This window comes from Streptomyces sp. NPDC032721 (genome assembly GCF_055579625.1).
In genome coordinates, this window is the sequence record NZ_JBVIMX010000029.1 from 35,448 (window position 1) to 52,716 (window position 17,269).

Below are 17,269 nucleotides of genomic sequence, written 5' to 3' on the forward strand. Positions count from 1 at the left end.
CCTGCTGACGGCGCCCGGTGACGTGAAGGTTGGTGAGGAGAGTGCGCCCTGCCCTGGTGGCGGTGCCGCTCGTTCCGGCTCGCCGGCGGAGGTGACCGGGTGCCGTACGAGGCGGTCGCGTTCGTACGGCGGCAGTTGCTGCACCTGTGCGAGCAGGGCGGCGCCCAGGCCACGCGGGCATGGGGTGCGGGGGAGCGGTTCGTGTTGGCCTCGACGTTGTTCAGCGGTCCCACATTCCAACGCCTCCGCTTGGATCCACTCGGATGTTCGAAGACGACCTGCGTCGGGCCCACTCGGCGTATCTCGGCAGTTCACCGGCGGGGCCACCGCGGACCGCCATAGGGGGCGCCACTCCAAGTGGGCCCATCGCGAGACGTCCGTAGGCGGGGCCGCTGAGCAACGTTGAAGCAATCGTGTGGACGCTGCCGCACACCGACGCCCTCCAGGCGCCTTGCACCGACTCGTACGGCGACTTCCTGCGCCGGTCGCAGGAGGCGGAGCGGATGGCTTACCAGTGGTAACCGAACCGCCCGCGCCGCAGCCCGGAGAGAGGTGGCTCTGAACACTGCGGGAGATCGAGGAAGCGGCGGAGGGGCCGTTCTCCCACCCGAGATGTCGGCGGACGTGCGGGCCGCACCCGGATGTGGCCGTGTGATCTCTGGCCGGATTCGTGTCCCGGTCTGCGAGGGCGGCACGCTGCGGGGCAGGATCGGGGCATGAGAATCCTGGTGATGGGCGGGACGTGGTTCCTGGGCCGGTATGTGGCCGAAGGCGCGTTGGGGCGTGGGTGGGCGGTGACCACGTTCAACCGCGGTAAGTCTGGCCGGGACGTGCCTGGCGTGGAGGCAGTTCACGGCGACCGTACGGACGTGCGCGATCTCGCGGGGCTGGCCAACCACGGCCCGTGGGATGCGGTGATCGACACGTCGAGCTCGGAGTTCGCTCCCCGGGTCGTGCAGATCGCAGCTCGGGGGCTTGCCGCGCAGGCACCGCGCTGGGTGCACATCTCGACCGTGTCGGTGTACGTGGGCTGGCCACACCACCCGCTTACCGAGGGGTCCGAAGTCCTTGCGTGCCCGGCTGACGCGGACGAATCGTACGGGCACACCGGTGAGGACGGTTCGCCGACGCGATATGGGTTCCAGAAGGCGGGTGGGGAGAGGGCTGTTGTGGACGCGGTTGGGGAGGGTGCGGTGCTGCTGCGGCCCGGCGTCATTCTCGGCCCAGGCGAGTACGTGGGCCGTCTGCCGTGGTGGCTGAAGCGTGCGGAACGCGGTGGGCGCATCGTCGTGCCGTCTCCGGCCGAGCAGCTCATTCAGCCGGTGGACGTCCGCGATGTTGCAGCCTTCGCCCTCGACCAGGCCGCCGCGTCCGGTGGGGGCTCGTACAACCTGGCACACCCTGAGGGGATCACCTTCGAGGGCTTCGTCCGGGAGTGCCAGGCCGCCACCGGAGGCGAAGGCGAGTTGGTGTGGGCTTCACCTGAGGCGCTGGCGAAGGCTGGTGTCCGTCAGTGGACAGAGCTGCCGTTGTGGAGGACCGCGAAGGGGGTGTGGTCGGTCGATCCGTCGAAGGCAGTCGCGGCGGGGTTCACGTGCCGGCCGCTTGCTGAGACTGTGCGGGACACGTGGGAGTGGCTGTCGGGAGGCGAGCGGCCCGTGACCCATCCGAGGTGGGCAGATCACGGAATTGACCCGCAGAAGGAGGCGCAGCTCCTAGCCTCGCTATGAGGTCACGCCTCCAAGGGCGCAGGGTGGTGCAACTGGGGGCCACCAAGCTGTCGTTGCGCAGACATGCGGGTGAAGTCCTCGATGCGCTCTTGGAGTTCCCGGGCCAACGGGGCTTCGCGGAAGCGGGTGCTGGTGAGGGTGCGGCGTACGAGGTCCGCCCGTACCAGGAGGCCGGTCACCCGCTGCTCGGTGGGAATGTCCCACAGCCCCTGCAGGGCTTCGAGGGCGCCGTCGAGGTCCCCGTTCTGGAGTCGTGCGGTTGCCAGGTCGGCGGAGGCCTTGCCGGCGATGGTCACGGAACGCTGCTGCGGGGGCTGTTCTGAGACCAGTTCCAGGGCCTGATGGGCGGCACGCTCCGCCTGGTCGCCTTCGCCGATCAGCAGGCAGGTGGAGCCGGTCGACATGGCGGTGCGCTCCGGGGAGAAGCCGAACTCGCCGCCCACGTCGTCGTGCAGGGTGTCTCGGCTGTCGGTGGCATCTTCAATCACGATGCGGAGCGCCCGCTGGGCTGCGGTGACGTCGCCTCGGTGCCCGTGTGCGCGGGCTTCGATGGAGGCAAGGCGTCGTCGTCCCACTTCCCCCACACCCTGGTACAGCTGGCCTCGCTGGGCGAGCAGTGCGGCGTCGGTCGGCTGGCCGCAGTGGTAAGCAACGTAGGCGAGAGACCCGGCGGCGAACGCGCGGAGAGGGGCGAAGCGGGCCGTCTCTCCATAAAGATCGGCGGAGCGGGCGAGGCGCTTCGCCGCGTCGAGCGCCCCGAGATCGAAGGCGGCGGTGGACAACAGCGCACAAGCCTTCCCCGCGACGAGCAGCAACTCCTGTTCCTGGGCCGGGACATGAGTGCGGTCACGGTGTCGGTCGGCCTCCTCACGCAGGGTGCGAGCCTCGGTGAAGACCTCGTAGGCCGAGCGGCTGCCGTAAGTCTGGGCGAGGCGGTCGGTGTCGTCGCGCAGCTGGTCGAGCGTGGTGTCCGACACGGACGCGGCGGCGGCTTCGCTGGCAGAGGACTGGGATTCCCGTGCAGTCATGTTGATCTCGTCTTCCAGGTGGAACTGCGGAACTAGGGCGTCAACCTTGGGAGCGGGAGCGAACAGGGCGGCGGCTTCGACGCCGAACATGTCCTTCAGGACACGGCAGGTGTCAGCAGACGGAAGGCCCTTGAGCTTGCCTGCGGTCCAGCGCCTGAACTGCGTTTCGCTGACAGTCGGCGGCCGCCGTTCGATGAGGCGTGCCGCTGCGGTGTTGAACCGCTCCTCGAATACGCGGTAGGTCCACTGGCGCTGCTCGACGAGGACTTTGAGGAGGGTCTTAGGCATATCTCCCATGGCGGCCTCCGGCCCGATGTGAGTGTGACGGCCGTCGAGGTTCGCGGCTCCCTCTACGGAGGGGACCTCGATCCTGACCTTCGCGCAACACCTGTATGGCACAAGACACTTCGACGCTACCCCGACGGCACTTCTGTCGCTGGGAAGAGTCGCAGAGGGCACCCGTCGCGCGATGTTGAGGACCCCTGCTGTGAGCCCACCATTTCGCCATCAACCCGCACCGGAATCCCGGTGGGTCTGGCTCTGGAACTGGGCCAGCGACGTGGAGGGATCTCAGAATGACCAGAGCTGCGAGTGCCAGAGCGCCCGGCACGGAGGGGGACCGCGTCCTCGACCAGGAACCGCGCCCACGACCCCGGGTCAGCGTGTACGGCCAGCTCGTTGCCGACTTCGCCGCCGACCCTGCTGCCGTAAAGAAGGCCCGGGACCGTGCCGGGAACGCCCTCGCGGCGTGGAGGATTCCGCGGGCCATCGACGACACCCTCTACGTGGTGTCGGAGCTGATGACGAACGCGATCAGGCACACCGCCGGTGCCCGGGTGGAGTTGGTGCTCACCTACGGTGACGGGCTGCTCCTGGTGGAGGTCCGCGACGGGAGCACCCAGCCGCCCGCGCTCGTACGGAGTACGGGGGATAGCGAGGGCGGGCGGGGCCTGCACCTGGTGCACGCGCTCAGCAGCGACTGGGGGTGGCTGCCCCTGGGGGAGTGCCGGAAGTCGGTGTGGGCGCTGATGGCGGTGCGGCGGGCGGAGTTCGCGGCGGTCGATGCGAAGGAGGGAGACCGATGAGTTCCCTCAGGAAACCGATGCCTGCACCGGCCGAATCGGACGGCCCATCGCAGGGGGAGCGGGAGCCCGTCGACGTGGTGAAGATCCGCGCCCTGTACCAGTCGGTGCTGGGTGTGCGGATCTTCCCGGACCGCGACATCCTCTTCCAGGCCGTCGCGGACATGGAGGCCGCGTACGGGGCCCTGCGTGTGGAGATCGACGACAGCACCCTCCCTCCTCCGCTCCGCGCCCGCTGCCAAGACGCCGCCACCCGAGGCCGCACGCTCATCGAGCAGTGGCAGACGACCGTCGAGGCATACGACGACCGGTACGCCGACCGGGCCCGGATCAGGCGCCACCACGGCGCCGCTCTCCAGCACGCCCAGCACCTGGCCGGACACGTGCGGACCCTGACCGAGGTCCTCACCGCGCAGCGCCGGTGGCTGCCCGCTGCCGCGTCCGACGGCAGTAGCCCCGCCCTCTGACCTTCCGTACCGGCACTTCCCCCGTGGTGCCGGTACGGAACCCCTACCCCTGCTGCTCTCTCGACGTGCGGGGAGCGGCAGCGCCCCCGCCGTGGTGGTGAGCCCGGCGGGGAAACCCGCGGGGCCTTCCGGTTTTGGTGCCCCAGCCGGAGGGCCCCGCACCCCACCCAGGAGCCCCCTCGTGCCCTTCTCGACTCCCGCCCTGATCGCGGTCGTTGTCGGGCTCGCGGGGGTCGCGCTCCTGACCTGGGGCGAGACCTGCTCGCAGCGACGAGCACCCGCCCCACGCCCGTTCGGCCTGTTCGACGGCGCCCCCGACGGCTTCCCCCCTACTACGGAGCAGGACTGATGACCACTGTCACCGCACCGCCGGAGATCGATACCGAGCACATCCACGTCCTCATCAACCGGGCCACGCACGTTTTCGACTACCCGCACACGGGTGCCGAGCTCGACGAACTCGCCCGGGGATTGCGGGATGCGTACGCGGCCTTGGCCACGGAGGTCGACACCCGTGTCCCGAGGGCCTGGCAGGGACGGTTGCTCGCGGCGTGCTGCCACTGCGACGGGCTCCTGGAGCACAACAGGGAAGCGTCGGCGACAGCACACTGGTGCCGCTCCTTCGGCACCCGCCTGCACTACCTCGCCTACGCACGCACCCACCCGACGACACCCCCGCCCGAGGCCGTGCAGTGACCGGTGTGACGGGAGCCGGCACCCACGACGACCAGCGGCGGTGGATCGAGACGGCGAACGGCGCTCGCCTCTACGACTGGATGCTCAACGGCATCCAGAGCATGGCATCGGACCGCGCCGCCGTCGATTCCCTCGCCCACGTCGCCCCGTGGCTGCGCACGGCGGCTCTCGTCAACCGGGACTTCGCCCAACGGGCCGTGGCCGTCGCTGTGGTGGCGGGTGTCCGTCAGTTCCTGGATCTGGGCTGCGGCTATCCCGTCCGGTGGGGCGAGAACACCCACGAGATCGCCAAGGGGTGCCGTGTGGTGTACGTCGACCACGACTGGTGCGTCCACGCGCATGCCCGCACTGTGCTGGTGGAGGGGCCCCATCTGTACGCGGTGCAGGCTGATCTGCGGGACATGGAGAGCGTCCTGAACTCGCCCGAGGTGGTCGAGGCCATCGACCTCAGGGAGCCGGTCGCCGTCGGTCTCCACGACGTACTGCCGTGGATCACGGACGATGACGCCGTCAACCGGCTCGTCGGAACCTTGAGGGAGTGGATGCCGGCCGGGAGCGTGCTGTCGATCACCCACTTCACCGGCCACTGGCATCCCGGCACCATCGACGCCGTCGTGAACACCTACAAGCTGCACCACCTCCACGTCCGCCCCCGCTCGGAGCGGCAGGTGGCTGCCCTGTTCGGTGACTTCGTCCACCTCGGCCCCGGCCTGACCGCCCCGCACCTGTGGCATTCCGGCAGCAAGTACCGCGCGCACCCGGCTATTCACGTCGGCGCGTTCGCGGGGATAGCCCGCAAGCCCCTCTAGAGCCGGTGCGCCGACTGGCGCGAACGGCAACTGCGCTACCTGACCGGGTGTCTCTGGTGGGACTGGACCGACAAGGAGACGAATGTGGTGACTGTCACTGTTCCGGGCGCGTGGGCGCCGTACACCGGGGGCCGAACCGTACTGCGGGTGGAGGGTCGCACGGTGGGTGAGGTGTTGCGCAATGTGGTGGCCGAGGCTCCGCAGGTGGAGCGGCGCCTGTTCCACGGGGAGGAGTTGGCGCCGTGGTCGGTGGTGTTCCTCGGAGACGAGGACGTACGCCACACCGCGGGCCTGGACACGGTGGTGGGCGACGGTGCCGACGTGATGGTCGTTCCTGCCGTGGCCGGTGGCTGACCCCCGCACGCTCCGTGCGTGGGCTCTGGAAAGGATCAGTATGCGCATTCTCGTTTTCGGCGGGGCCGGGCTCCTCGGCCACGCGCTCTGTGCCGCCGGTCGTTCGGGGGTCGAGATCATCGGGCTGTCCCGGCGGCAGTGCGACATCACCGTCGCGCATCAGGTAGTTGAAGCGGTGTCAGCGTTCCTGCCGGATGCGGTGGTGAACGCGGCGGTGGCGCCCCGGGCGGCCGTGACGTCGGATGATGACGTACGGCGGGTCACCGTGCTGGGGGCACGGAACTGTGCCCTGGCCGCGCGCACGGTGAAGGCGTGGTGTGTGCAGCTCAGCGGCAACATCGTCTTCCGGCCGGCTGCACGGCTCCGCAACGAGTGGGAGACGCCGGACAGTACGTCCGGTGTGCTCGCCGTGTCCAAGGTGGCAGCCGAGGGCTACGTGCGTACCATCAACGCCGAACGGAGCCTCGTGGTCCGTACGGCGACGCTGTTCGGCGACCGGGCGGACGGCGCCCCGGCCGGTCTCGTGGGACGAGTCCTGGCAGGGGGATCCTCGCTGCGGATGACCAAGGGCGCACCCATCAACGCGGCCTACGCCCCGGACGTTGCCGACGCCATCCTCACCCTGATCGAACTCCGATCCCCGGGCATCTTCCACCTGGTCAACGACGGCGACATGTCCCCGGCGGACCTGGCCGCCTCCGTGCTGCATCACCAGGGACGGCCTGAGCAGGCCTTTGAGACGGTGGAGGGTCCCGCGAAGCCGCGCCTCCTCGGGTCGGACCTGACGAGGACGTGCGGGGTGGCGATGCGCCCGGTGGAGGAAGCCCTGGCCGCCTACCTGGCAGGCAGGAGCCCACAGTGCACGACGGCATGATCGATATCCCGGCCGGTGACCTGGTCCGGGGGACGGCCGACGGAGTGCTCGACACCATTGGCGTTGCCCAACACCTGCCCCGGGAATGGTTCGCCGACGAAGCCCCGACCGCCCGCGTGCATGTCGACGCCTTCGCCATCGACCCACACCCCGTCACCAACGCACAGTTCACCCAGTTCGTCGCAGGCACGGGCTATCGGACACTTGCTGAGCGGCTGGGCTACGGCGCCGTCTACGGTGCCGAGTTCTGGGAACCTCGCCGCGGTGCGTACTGGCGCGACCCGCTTGCGATCGGCCAGGACGCCTCCGCCGACAGACCTGCCCACCCGGTGGTGCACATTGCCTGGCCGGACGCGGACGCCTACGCCCGGTGGGCCGGGCTGCGGCTGCCCACCGAGACCGAGTGGGAGTACGCGGCCCGCGGCCCTGAGAGCGACCGCATGTGGCCCTGGGGTGACGAGTGGGACGCCTCCCGCTGCACGTCCGCCGAGTCCGCCGACGGCAGGGAGATCAGTGACGGGGCAGCATGGCGGACCTGGTGGCACACGGTCCGGACCGCCCGGCCGCTTCCGGGCACGACACCGGTGGGGAGTCTCCCTTCGGGTGACTCTCCCTTTGGGGTCGGCGACTTGTCCGGCAACGTCATGGAGTGGACTGGCAGCGTCTACCAGCCCTACGACCCGAACCGCGACTACGGGCCCCTGTACTCGAAAATCGCAGGCCACTACTGGGTGCTGCGGGGCGGTGGCTGGATGAACTTCCGCTGGCAGACCCGCAGCGCCGAACGGTTCGCCGCCGACCCCGAGCACAGCAGCTTCGCCATCGGCTTCCGCTGCGCCGGCCCCCCTCATGCCGCAACCGAGGGCGGCCGGCAGCACGGCTACAGTGCCCGCCTGTCGGGCCAGCCCGCCACCTGCCACACCGTGGCACAACTCACCCCCAACCACAGGCAAAGGACACCCTCATGAAGGTTCTCATCGCAGGCGGCGCCGGGTTCATCGGCTCCACCATCGCCTCCGCCTGCTCCGACGACGGCATCGACACCGTCATCCTCGACAACTACGCGACAGGCCGGGTGGAGTTCACCAAGGGTCGCACCTCCTACCAAGGCGACATCCGAGACGGCGTCCTCATCGACCGCATCTTCGCCGAGCACCCCGACATCGACGCCGTGGTACATGCCGCAGCCCTCATCGTCGTCCCGGACTCCGTAGCCAACCCGCTTGGCTACTACGGGGAGAACGTCGCCAAGGGCATCGCGTTCCTCCAGCACCTCGCACGTAACAAATGCACCCGCCTCGTGTTCTCCTCCTCCGCGTCGATCTACCGCGCCGCTGAGGACGGCCAGGTCGCCGAGGACTCCCCGATCGAGCCCCTCAGCCCGTACGCCAACACCAAGGCCGTCTTCGAATCGGTCCTCGCCGACGTCGCCGCCGCCGGCACCATGAACGTGATCTCGCTGCGCTACTTCAACCCCATCGGCGCCGACCCGCAACTGCGCACCGGCCTCCAGATCCGCAGGCCCAGCCACGCCCTCGGCGCGATGATCGACACCCACCACAGCGGCGGCACCTTTCAGATCACCGGAACGCACTGGCCGACCCGTGACGGTTCCGGCGTCCGCGACTACGTCCACGTCTGGGACCTGGCCCAGGCGCATGTGGCCGCCCTCCGACGGTTCGACACCGTCACCGACGCGACCCCCTACCGGGTGGTTAACCTCGGCACCGGCAACGGCACCACCGTCCGCGAACTGGTGGCCGCCTTCGAGAAAGCGACCGGTCAGACACTCAAAGTCGCTGAAACCGGCCCCCGGCCCGGCGACTCGGCTGGCGCGTACACGCGCAGCAGCCTCGCCCACGACCTCCTGGGCTGGACGCCCGCGCTCACCGTCGAAGACGGCATCCGCGACTCCCTGCGGTGGGCTGAGAAGCGCGACACCGTCATCGGACCCCAGTAACCAGGACTCTCCTCACGCGGCGGCCCTCAGCTCCTCCCAAACTGAGGGCCGCCACGCCACGTGGTAACAGACTTTCGTGTCGGGCAACTTGCCGGACATAAGGGCTCATCTCTGACCATGAGCACCCCCACGCAGGTGCTGTCCCTGGGAGCAGTCAGCGACCTGATCAACCGGAAGATCCTGACCGACACCGTGCGCAATATGCGCGCCGGTGAGGCGCTCCTCAACCCGGACACCGGCCAGTACGAGACAGGGCCGCCTGGGTCTTCCCCGTCGACTCCCCGGGCAGGTGCGCTGGAAGTTAACGCGAGGAGATCCTGCACGAGGTCACCCGCCGTACCCCCGGCTTTCACGCATGCCGGGGCTCTTCTCGGCGAGCGTCGATTTGGTTGGCACCTTCGGCTCTAGGGAGAAGAGCCCCTCCTTCACGGGGAGGTGGGCTCCATCTCCGCCTTGTAATGGGCCTGAGAGAACAGGCCCGGATCGCCCTCGGTCAGCCAGCCTCGGGCGACCAGCCGCTTCAGCTTTCCCCGGGTCCCGTCGATCTTCCCCACCTCGGGGGGCAGCCCGATCCTCGGCGCGGTCTGCTTGGCCCGCACCGGCCCCGGATCACCTCCACGATGTCCCGATATACCTTCGGGAGTGCACTCGTGTCCATTCCCGGCCGCCAGTGGGGCACCGACAACGCGCCTACCATGTGCCGCTCGGCTCCGGCGTACGCTGAAGCCTCCTCGGACTCGTCTGACCTGACGGCTTCCGGCTTTGCGTCTGCCGCCGCGGATGCACTCGCCGACGTCTCGGCCATCACCTCGGACACCGTCTCCCGAGCGATCCGTAACCGATCCAGATTCTCCCGAGCCTTTTCTAACAGGCGTGCCATTTCAGCCAGTTGCTCTTCAAGTTCGTCCACCCGTACCCGGGCAGTCGCCTCCCGGGCCTCCAACTCCTCGAACAACGAGCCCATAAGGATCGCTTCCTCCACCACCCACGGTAGAGGGGGACTCAGCCGAACACACCCATATCAGCACCGATCTACCGGCCGTTCCCCATCAGAGGATCCGCACCCAAAGCGGATGGCATGGGCGCGAGTTGCCCGTCCCCATCCGACCAGAACTCCCTCGCAGATGGCACCCTTCCGGGCGTTCGGCGGCGGTCAGGTGGGCGCGCTGGGCGACCAGGCGCACGCAGCTCGATGTCCTCGGGGCTGAGTGGACTTTCGGGCCGCAGGATTTGCGCGGGCTTGGGCCACAGTGGAAGGCCGCCGGCCGCCGCAGTGACGGCGGTGCCCTCCTCTGCATCGGCGAGCGCGTGGTTCACGGCGGCCACCGACGGCTTCTCGCCGGCGTCCTTGCGTCTTGATGACCGGCTTCTTGGCGATCTCCGGCAGCGGGACGCCCTTGTCCCTGAGCGCGAGTATGTCGTCTTCGATGACCCTCGGTCGATTACCGTAGTTGCCCTTGCGTGCTGCGGCCTTCGGCGGCGACGGTCAGCGCGGCGAACAGCATCGGGCCCTTCCCTTAGGGTCGTAGACACCAGTGAGCAGGCCGGTGAGGAGTCCGAGGCGTCACATCACCGGGGCCAGTCCTCGTCGTTCTCGGCCCGGCTCAGGGTTTCGGCGATCATCCGGACGGCGAAGCCGTGGTCGCCGGCGATGCGGTTGATGTGTTCGGCGATCAGGAACACCGTGGCTTCGAGGGCGTTCATCTCCTCGGGGGTCCAGTCTCCGTACTGGCTGCGCCACCCATTGGGGCTCAGATCGGTGCCCGCCGCGATGATCAGGGCTGCCATGGTGGGAATGGCCTGCGGCCGGATGATCCTGGGCATCCTGCGCAGTGTGGTCACCAAGTGGGGGACGACGTACTCGATGACGTCCTTGTCGTCCTGTTCGTGCGTGTGGCGCAGCCATTGCATGAACATGTAGAGCAAGGTGCAGGTGCCGTCGAGCAGTTCCTGCAGCCCTGTGGCGTCCGCGGACGCGACGAAAATCCTGTCCAGCTCCCGGCGTTCGTCTGCGTCTGCGCCCTGAGGACTGGGCTCGTGGATTTCCTTGATTCGCGCGTCGACCATCAGGAGCGCAGCACCGATGTTGCCGACCGGAGCATCCGCCGGATCCCACGCTGGTGGCACAGGGCGTCTCCTTTCCCTGCCGCGACGGGAGGGCGCGGTTGTCCGTACGGTAGCGCGCGGGCATGGCTTCGGTCCGGGGAATACGGTCTGTGGGATCGGGGACGCGGGGCCGTGCACGGACGAGGCGGGGGAGCAGTACGGCGGAACGGGACCTCGGCAGCCGGTCAGCACCGGCGCTCTGATCAGAGCAGCCCGCGCGACTGACGTTTCCCCCGCTCGAACACATTTCAGTCCAGGAAAGAGGACCCCGCAATGACCAGTGCACTCACGCGTCTGCTCGAAATCATCCCAGCGCCGAGCGAACCTCGTCAGAAGGACTGGAGCATGGTCGAACGCAGGCTCGGAGTGGAACTGCCCTCCGACTACAAGGAGTTCATTCAGATATACGGAGGCAGCAGGTGGGAAGACTACCTGTACGTCCTGGAGCCTGACTGTCCCAATGAGTACTACGACCTCCTCGCATCGGCAGAGGATCAAGCCGAAATCCTCGAAGATCTCTGGGAAGTCGAGGAAAAACCGGAGGAACTGAAGACCGAGGGATCCCGAGTCATCCTCTGGGCGACCACGGACAACGGCGAATGCCTTTACTGGCTCATTCGCCCCGGTCGCGAACCGGACCTGTGGACTGTGATGGTGAACGAGGCGCGCGGTGAGCGGTGGGAACACTTCCCCGTCTCCTGCACACAGTTCCTCGCCGCTTCCCTTGACGGAGAGCTGAAATCGAGCATCCTGTCATCTCGGTACCCTCGCGATACGCACGAGTTCCGTCAGCTCGGTCCCGTATAGCAAACCGCCAGTGAGGCCCAGCTAAAAAGAGCGTTTTGGCCTGGCGGGGGTGTTTGGTAATGCCGCGTGTGACCTGCATGTTGAGAGTCAGCCCGGAGGCTGTTCAATGATGGGGTGAACGACTCCGTGTGGGGACGCCTTTCGACTGAGGATCAGCGGGAGGTGGACCGTCTCGTTGCTGCTGGTTGCAACGTGCAGGCCATCGCAGTGATGCGTGAGCGCGTAAGCGCGCCGAGGCCGGGGATCCATGAGTGCGTGGACCTGCTGGATCAGCGTTTCACCGCTCTGCGGGGCCAGGACGGCGAAGGATCACACTGCTGACCTGGGGTCGCGCCAATTCAGGGTGGATTCCCTTGTGAGGCGGCGGCTTATGAGGTCGACCATCGCCAGCTTGATCATCGCCTCGGACCGGTGGGGGCGGGTCTCGCAGTCGCGGGCGAGGCGGCGGTGGTGCATGAACCGTTGTCGACGGCGGCCATGGCTCCGGACTCGGAGTGTAGGTCCGCAATTGGAATGTCCCGTTCCGTGATGGCCACCTGCAGGTTCTCTCCGTGTCTCGTTCGTGGGTCACAGCGTCTTGTCTCACGACCTTGGCCCCTGTGTTGGTCCCATCCGGCGGGATTGTCTCCCAGGTCTCCTATCGCCAACACGGAGCACTGCATGAGGACCGAGTCGCTTATTGGATAAGCTCAATGTGCGGATGGTCTGGGGAGGCCGGGCAGACATGAAGTTGCAGATCGTAGCCTCGTGCAAGGTCGATCATGGTGGAGTTCGCCGGAGGATGACCGGGAAGGATCGCAGCGGAGTTGGTCTGGTCCTCCTCGGGGGCCCAGCTGTCGGTGCTGGCATTCCATTCAGTGGTGGCGATGGTCAGCAGCGGCTCCGCCTCGGTGCCGCATGCGAGGCAGAGTCGGGGCTCGGGGTCGGTTAGGCCCCAGCGGGTCCAGCCACCGACCTTCCAGCCGGGGGCGATGGACAGTTTGCCCATGTAGAACTCTTGCGGGGCGGGCGCGTAGTAGCTGTCGACGGCGGCTCCGGCCGTCTGCCATCTGTTCCAGTCCCCCAACTGCTGCTGCAGTTTTTCGCTCAACTCCAGCACGTGGGGGTACTCGGTGACCTGCTCCGGTTCGAGCAGGCATGGCTGCGGCAGATAGCCGGGGAACTGGACCGCCGGCGGCTCCGGAGGTACGTCGAGGACATCGTTGACCGCGGCGACGGACCGCCAGAATAGGGCCGTCCTGGGATGTGCCGGGTGGTCGAAGGGACACCACAGCACCTGGAGCAGATCGCTGCCTGTCCTGCCGGGCGGACGCAGCAGGGGAACATCGCGCACGAACAGCTGGGCCACGGGCAGCATGGCGACCGAGCCCGTGGGCCAGGGGCGGCCGGCATCGATCCGCTCGTCGATCGCGCGTTCCTCGGGCGTGTAACGGGCAGTCTCGGGTATTCCGTGCGGCCGGCTCGCCACGGCCACCCGGATGCGCCGCTGCACTCGGACGTCTTGCGGCGAGAGGGCTGCGTTCACCCCGTCCCATTCGTGCGGCCCGTCGCAGTACGGCCACGGCTCGTCGGCGGGCCACAGCAGCGGCCCGCCGACCGAGCTGTCGTGCGGTGTGGGCGAGCCGGGGCGTGGATGCAACCGGGTCGCCATACGTGCGAGGGGAGCCAGTTGAGGGAAGACCGCGACAACGTCGAGAGGTCGCGGCGGGGTGGTGTGGCTCATTCTAGCTCCCTGCGGGTGGATCAGGTCGGATCAGTTGCCGAGGTTGAGCAGCCCAGTATTGCCCTTGGTGTTGAGGACGGTGTCGACGAAGAGCAAGGTCTGTGTTCTGTCCGGCTTCTGAAGCGCAGCGCTCATTGAGACGCCCGTGGGAATCGTGCTTTCGCTGTCCCTGTACAAGGGGGTCACCACGTAGAAGACCGCATCGTCCGACCCCTCGGGGAGTGCTGCGAGCGTCTTCTGTATCTGCTGCTCGTAGGTTCGCATGCTGGGCGTTCCCGTGTTCAGTCCCACCTGCCAGCACGGGGCGAGATTGTCCTGTCCGCCGTCCAGTATCTGCCCCTTCCCGCCGAGGATGTTGGCGATCAGGTGGCACCGGGCGATCGTGGTACCGGGCGAGTGTGTGTCGCGGAACAGTTGTGCGTCCAGCCACCCCGTGGGCTCTCCCGAAGCATCACTGCCCTTGCCCAGGTTCTTGCGCAGGCAGGCCTGCGCTCCAGCCGCCCGGGTACCGGCCGGGCTGGTCGGGTCGGTGCGGTTACGGTGCGGCACCGGCTCGGTGCTGTTGCGGATCCACCCGTCGCCGGAATTGGGCTGGGACACGTCCATGCATGCGGCCTGGGGTATGGTCAGGCGCTCCGTGTCCTTCGCACTCGCAATGCAGGGGTCACCGCTGAGGAGCCGAACGAAGGATGCGGCGGGGTCGACGATCGCTGTGTAGAGGCCCGGGGCCTCGTCCTTGTCGCTCTCATCGCCTCCTGCCCAGCTTTTGCGCAGGGCGAGGTTGCCGCGCCTGGTGTAGTCGCGGGTGTAGCCGCCTGGCCCCTTGATGGTGACGAGCCATTCGTAGCCGGTGGCCTTCTCCGGCACGATGAACCCGGTCTCGATTTTGACCGGGCGGTGGTTGGACTTCTCCATGAGCGTGACATAGGCGGTGCCGCACGGTCTGGGCGCGGCGGGGCTCTGGAGTTGGGCCTTGGCCTGTTGGGCGGCGCGGGCCATCACGCGGTCCTTGTCGGATGCCGGGATGGGAATTGTCCTCCCGCCGGCCAGGCGCACGGTGACGTTGCCCGCGTGGTCCGGTGTCGTGGTGACCAGCTCCGTCACTCGCGCCGTGAACATCTGGAACGTGACGCGCTGTTTCGCCGGGCCCGTCGTGACGGCGCTTGTGCCTTCGGCACGAGGGGCGGGCGCCTCTGCGGCTGTCGCGGTGCCACTGCATGCGATGGCTGCCGCGATAGCAGCTGCCATCGCCCCTGACAGGGCATGGCGCAGCCTGTTCGGCCTTCGGTTCTGCCCCCTGTGACGGCGATGTATACCTGGTATGGACATGATCGTTCCCTCTCGTTCCTCTGGTTGATTCGGTCTGTTCGTAACGGAGTTGATCGGAGCTGCCCCGTTCGCTACGGGGTCGGCCACGGTCCTGGAAAGCCGTCAGCCACGAATGGCCCGGCAGGGCAGCAGGGCAGCAGGGCAGCAGGGCAGCAGGCGAGTGTGCCTGCCGCGCCGCTGCGCGCCTGGTCTGCTGGAACGACGGCCGGCCCTGGTGTCCGAACTGACGAGGCGCTGACGGGCCTCGGCATCAGTGATGTCCACAGGCGGGGAGGTTTCCGGCGCGAACTCCCTGCTCACGCCGCGCACTTCAACAAGCCGTCCGCCGCCCCTACTGCGCCATTCCGCCGCTGAGCACCTCTGCGCATGGCCCCCTGTCGCGCGCGTGGGCCCCGGGGACGTGGAGTCCCCGGGGCCCACGCGGGTGTCACCGATGCTTCCGAATCGAGCCTGGTGTCACAGGTCAGGCTTTGACCAGGACGTAGGTGCCGGTGCCGTCGGCCTTGCCCATGCTGTACTGGCGCAGGGGCTGGCCGTCGGCGTAGCGGTCGTGGCCGATCATGGAGCCGGTGTACTTGTTCTGGACACCGATCTTGTTGGTGCCTGGGACATCGCGGTAGATGTAGAACCGTTGGAGGTCATCGGCCTTGCAGTCGGCCTGGACCAGGGGTGCCTGCTCGTTGGCTGCGTTCTGCTCCGCGATGGCCAGGCACTTGCCGGTGCGGTGGTTGACGAGGATCTGTTCGGCGACGCCCTGCGTCTCTGGTCCGCGGCACAGCTGCCATTGGTCCAGGTTGCCGCTGAAGATTGTGGAGGGCCTGAGCCGCACGCTGTCGCCCTGCTGCAGGGGTGCGGTCCAGAACAGGGCCCGGTCGGGTGTGCCGATCTTGTAGTAGCCCGCGTCGCAGGTGAAGCCCGAGGACGCACCGGCGGCGGGAGCCGCGTCGGACGTCTCCTTCGGGGCTGTCTTCGCAGGCGTCATCGCCTTGTCGGCGGAGGAGGTGTGTTCGGCGCGGGCCGGGGCGGCGCCGCAGCCGAGGATGTCCTGGGCTTTGCGCATGATGCTGCTGGCGGGGACGGTGTCCTCGCAGCGCACCGCGCCCGCTTCGAGGGTCGTATAGGTGGTGTAGGAGCCGCTCTCGGGGCCCTCCACCCACGTGGTGGCGTAGCTGCCGCTGCCCAGGTCGACCCGGTTGCAGTTCAGGCTGCCGTACTGGCCGGTGACCTTGCGGGTGCCTTCGTACAGGGCGTAGTAGCCCGGCTCGTGGAAGTCCCAGCTGATCGACTTCGACTCGCTGCTGGTCTGGCTGAAGGACGTCTGGACGGTCAGTCCCAGGCTCGCCCCCACCTGCCCGAGTGCCTCGACCTGGAAGTTTCCCTGGACGGAGGCGTTCAGCCCGACCGAGACCGTGATCACGGTCTGGGTGCTGGTCTCCACCGTCTGCGAGCCCATGGTTCCCTCGGTGACGTACCAGCCCTTGAAGTGCGTGATCGTCGGAACGATCTGGGTGGACTTGATGAACGGGTGCCGCTTGCCGAGATCGGCAGCGGTACAGGCGTCGCCGAGCTTGGGCTGGCCAGTTGCCCACGCGGCGGGCTTCGTCTCGGCCGCAGCCGCCGTCGGGGCCATTGCCGTCAGGCCGGTCAGCGCGGAACTCGCGGCGACCGTGAGGGCGACGATCCCTCTTCGCCAGCGACCGGACGATCGTGAGTGACGCATCGTGCTCATCCCCCTTTGGACGGGCCCGCGTTGGAACAGGCGGGAATCCCGGCCAGTGGTGTGGTCGGTGTGATGGTGCGGATCGCTGTTGAACGTAGCGTCAACAGGAGCAGCACGACGACGGCGTAACCGGCCAGAGTGATTAGGCCGCTCCACCGGTATACCGGGGTGGCCTGTTCTCCATCGGCGTGAAGTGGCATTGACCTGATTCACAATGATTTGCACAGGTCAAAGCCGGGGCATAGCTGGCTGGTAGCCAGTACCGAGAACGGCCCAGGGATGGCCAAAAAACGCTGCACACGGCATGTCAGGAGCATTACCTGTACCCCGCCGTCCGACGGGCTTCCAGAGCTCCCTCGACCAGCGCGCGCTACACCGACCGAAATTCGAGAGTGGTGGAAAGCAAGACCGGGTGGGCGAAGACGTGCCACGTCCGGGTCGAAGTCGGCGTAGAGCAGCCGTGTCAGCTCAAGACGGCACTCGTAGCTGCCGTGGACGCGCATCGTAGAGAACCAGTGGATCCCCGAATAGTGCTTCTGCCCGTACCGCCGGCAGAAAGTAGGCCACGGCATCGAAGGTTCGAA

Annotated in this window: 17 protein-coding genes and 1 pseudogene; 11 read left to right on the forward strand and 7 right to left on the reverse strand. The window is 67.8% G+C overall.

Going from position 1 to position 17,269, the window contains the following annotated elements; translation table 11 throughout:
- Window positions 1–716: 716 nt before the first annotated feature.
- Window positions 717–1,730, forward strand: a complete 1,014-nt coding sequence (locus ACZ5PB_RS39205) for an NAD-dependent epimerase/dehydratase family protein (RefSeq protein WP_468698037.1) — start codon at window positions 717–719, stop codon at window positions 1,728–1,730.
- Window positions 1,731–1,732: 2 nt separating this feature from the next.
- Here the strand turns inward: ACZ5PB_RS39205 and ACZ5PB_RS39210 are convergent, their stop codons facing one another.
- Window positions 1,733–3,055, reverse strand: a complete 1,323-nt coding sequence (locus tag ACZ5PB_RS39210) for a DNA-binding protein (protein ID WP_468698039.1) — start codon at window positions 3,053–3,055, stop codon at window positions 1,733–1,735.
- 278 nt (window positions 3,056–3,333) lie between these two features.
- Here ACZ5PB_RS39210 and ACZ5PB_RS39215 point away from each other — a divergent pair, with 278 nt between their 5' ends.
- The 9 genes from ACZ5PB_RS39215 (at window position 3,334) to galE (ending at window position 9,000) form a co-directional block, all read left to right on the forward strand.
- Window positions 3,334–3,843: an ATP-binding protein gene (locus ACZ5PB_RS39215; RefSeq protein ID WP_468698041.1), complete on the forward strand. Its 510-nt coding sequence runs from the start codon at window positions 3,334–3,336 to the stop codon at window positions 3,841–3,843.
- The gene (locus ACZ5PB_RS39220; RefSeq protein ID WP_468698042.1) at window positions 3,840–4,307 is read left to right on the forward strand and encodes a hypothetical protein; all 468 of its coding nucleotides are present in this window, start codon (window positions 3,840–3,842) and stop codon (window positions 4,305–4,307) included. The genes ACZ5PB_RS39215 and ACZ5PB_RS39220 overlap by 4 nt, the downstream gene beginning before the upstream one ends.
- A gap of 181 nt (window positions 4,308–4,488) precedes the next feature.
- Window positions 4,489–4,656 (forward strand): hypothetical protein, encoded by a 168-nt coding sequence (locus tag ACZ5PB_RS39225; protein ID WP_468698043.1) that lies wholly within the window; start codon window positions 4,489–4,491, stop codon window positions 4,654–4,656.
- Window positions 4,656–5,003: a hypothetical protein gene (locus ACZ5PB_RS39230; RefSeq protein WP_468698045.1), complete on the forward strand. Its 348-nt coding sequence runs from the start codon at window positions 4,656–4,658 to the stop codon at window positions 5,001–5,003. The genes ACZ5PB_RS39225 and ACZ5PB_RS39230 overlap by 1 nt, the downstream gene beginning before the upstream one ends.
- A 5-nt stretch (window positions 5,004–5,008) precedes the next feature.
- Window positions 5,009–5,812, forward strand: coding sequence for an SAM-dependent methyltransferase (locus tag ACZ5PB_RS39235; protein WP_468698047.1), 804 nt, complete (start codon window positions 5,009–5,011; stop codon window positions 5,810–5,812).
- Between the two features lie 87 nt (window positions 5,813–5,899).
- Window positions 5,900–6,166: a MoaD/ThiS family protein gene (locus ACZ5PB_RS39240; protein WP_468698048.1), complete on the forward strand. Its 267-nt coding sequence runs from the start codon at window positions 5,900–5,902 to the stop codon at window positions 6,164–6,166.
- Window positions 6,167–6,206: 40 nt separating this feature from the next.
- Entirely contained in the window at window positions 6,207–7,040 is an 834-nt protein-coding gene (locus tag ACZ5PB_RS39245; protein WP_468698050.1) for an SDR family oxidoreductase, read from the forward strand.
- Window positions 7,037–8,008, forward strand: coding sequence for an SUMF1/EgtB/PvdO family nonheme iron enzyme (locus ACZ5PB_RS39250; protein ID WP_468698051.1), 972 nt, complete (start codon window positions 7,037–7,039; stop codon window positions 8,006–8,008). Before ACZ5PB_RS39245 ends, ACZ5PB_RS39250 begins: the two co-directional genes overlap by 4 nt.
- Window positions 8,005–9,000: a UDP-glucose 4-epimerase GalE gene (galE, locus tag ACZ5PB_RS39255; protein WP_468698053.1), complete on the forward strand. Its 996-nt coding sequence runs from the start codon at window positions 8,005–8,007 to the stop codon at window positions 8,998–9,000. Before ACZ5PB_RS39250 ends, galE begins: the two co-directional genes overlap by 4 nt.
- A gap of 425 nt (window positions 9,001–9,425) precedes the next feature.
- On the opposite strand, the gene ACZ5PB_RS39260 is transcribed toward galE, so the two are convergent.
- Together ACZ5PB_RS39260 and ACZ5PB_RS39265 are read right to left on the reverse strand one after the other, a co-directional pair.
- Window positions 9,426–9,599, reverse strand: a complete 174-nt coding sequence (locus ACZ5PB_RS39260; protein WP_468698054.1) for a hypothetical protein — start codon at window positions 9,597–9,599, stop codon at window positions 9,426–9,428.
- Window positions 9,600–10,569: 970 nt separating this feature from the next.
- Window positions 10,570–11,127, reverse strand: a complete 558-nt coding sequence (locus ACZ5PB_RS39265; RefSeq protein WP_468698056.1) for a hypothetical protein — start codon at window positions 11,125–11,127, stop codon at window positions 10,570–10,572.
- A gap of 252 nt (window positions 11,128–11,379) precedes the next feature.
- On the opposite strand from ACZ5PB_RS39265, the gene ACZ5PB_RS39270 reads away from it, so the two are divergent.
- Window positions 11,380–11,913, forward strand: coding sequence for an SMI1/KNR4 family protein (locus ACZ5PB_RS39270; RefSeq protein ID WP_468698057.1), 534 nt, complete (start codon window positions 11,380–11,382; stop codon window positions 11,911–11,913).
- 309 nt (window positions 11,914–12,222) lie between these two features.
- Here ACZ5PB_RS39270 and ACZ5PB_RS39275 read toward each other — a convergent pair.
- From ACZ5PB_RS39275 to ACZ5PB_RS39290, 4 genes and pseudogenes are all read right to left on the reverse strand, one after another.
- Window positions 12,223–12,369: pseudogene (locus ACZ5PB_RS39275) on the reverse strand (IS5 family transposase); the annotation flags it as partial.
- Window positions 12,370–12,589: 220 nt separating this feature from the next.
- On the reverse strand, window positions 12,590–13,636 hold the full coding sequence (locus ACZ5PB_RS39280; RefSeq protein ID WP_468698059.1) for a hypothetical protein: 1,047 nt from the start codon (window positions 13,634–13,636) through the stop codon (window positions 12,590–12,592).
- Window positions 13,637–13,666: 30 nt separating this feature from the next.
- Window positions 13,667–14,884: a DNA/RNA non-specific endonuclease gene (locus ACZ5PB_RS39285; protein WP_468698061.1), complete on the reverse strand. Its 1,218-nt coding sequence runs from the start codon at window positions 14,882–14,884 to the stop codon at window positions 13,667–13,669.
- Between the two features lie 544 nt (window positions 14,885–15,428).
- A complete protein-coding gene (locus ACZ5PB_RS39290) occupies window positions 15,429–16,685 on the reverse strand; it encodes an RICIN domain-containing protein (protein ID WP_468698063.1) in 1,257 nt (418 codons plus the stop codon).
- Between the last annotated feature and the right edge of the window lie 584 nt (window positions 16,686–17,269).